1 pseudogene is annotated in these 1,394 nt (G+C 39.7%); it reads left to right on the forward strand.

Annotated features, from left to right (window positions below):
• Positions 1-685: 685 nt before the first annotated feature.
• Positions 686-1,394, forward strand: a pseudogene (locus ACS8FC_RS14160) (bifunctional proline dehydrogenase/L-glutamate gamma-semialdehyde dehydrogenase); the annotation flags it as partial.

The raw sequence follows: 1,394 nt of genomic DNA on the forward strand, positions 1-1,394 counted from the left end.
CTAACAATAAAACCCTCTTTATCACTTGATGGTAAAGAGGGTTTTTATTATTTGGAGACAGTACTTAGCTTACTAGTGAGCCGAAAATTTGTGTGATTGGAACCCAAAATTTTGGTAATAATTAATCAGTAATAGTAAACTAAAAAATATAACCAAAGCGTCATGACTGACAAATTGCTTGTAAGTCTTTGTTATTTAAAGGCAAATTAATTTATAAAAATAAAAAAAATCGTTAGTTTGAATTTTTTTTTCATGATATTATAGCCGAGTTAAGCGCATCACCTCAATCAACGCCGTAGAGGTTTTTCTTACAGTGAATTTGCACATTTAAGATGGTATGTTTGGGCTTGTTCAAGTGATTTTTTATCACTTCATTCAAGCGATATTTGTCCATCACACTCCTTTCACTACTAACAAGAAGAAGGCACTAATGCCGCTTAATTTTTCGTTGTTGCCTTTGTATTGTTAACGTAGCCCGTTTAACAGTTGAACGACCTACTTAACCATCTCCAGCATGTGCTGGATTTTCTAGTTTTGTGATGGCGCCGTTTGGTCTTTTGATTATTGCTGTGAATATCCGTCAATAACCTCTATTTTGATAGCGGTTACGAGCAGTTATGCAGGACGATCAGACTTCCTAAAGCACCATTTATTATGGTTTTTAAACGATAGTTATGGAGTTGTTATGAACCCAGTAGACCAGTTTACCCCGCAAGAGCCGATTTTGTTCAATCCTGTTGATATGCTGTCGCCAGAGTATCTTGCCCAGCCAATAGAAGAGTTATATAAGCGTATTTCGCCACTGTATAGCGTTGATGAACAGCGTTGGTTGTCTGATTTATTGCCACTTGCTAAGCCTAGTACCCAAGAGCGTGATGCTGCCGCTGAGCAGACACGCAAGCTGGTTGAGCATGTGCGTAACGATGGTAAAGCCGTCAAGATGGTTGACTCATTATTGCTTGAGTATAGCCTTGATACCCAAGAAGGTATCTTGCTCATGAGCTTGGCAGAAGCTTTGATTCGAGTGCCAGACAATTATACTGCTGATGCATTGATTCATGACAAAATGAGTGTGGCTGATTGGAAAAAGCACATCAAAAATGACAATGGTTTCATGGTCAATGCCTCTACTTGGGGCATGATGATGACAGGCCGTGTCGTCAGTATTGATAGCAGCACCACTGCATCGGGTTTCTTGGATCGCATGACCAAAAAGATGGGTGAGCCTGTCATTCGTAGTGCTATGCAAAAAGCCATGCGTATCATGGGTCATCAGTTTGTATTGGGCGAAACCATTGAAGACGCCAATAAAAACAGTCAACCATATCGTAATAAAGGTTATACCTATTCATTCGATATGCTAGGTGAAGCGGCTATCACGCATAGAGATGCTG

The organism is Psychrobacter sp. 1Y4, from assembly GCF_051847555.1.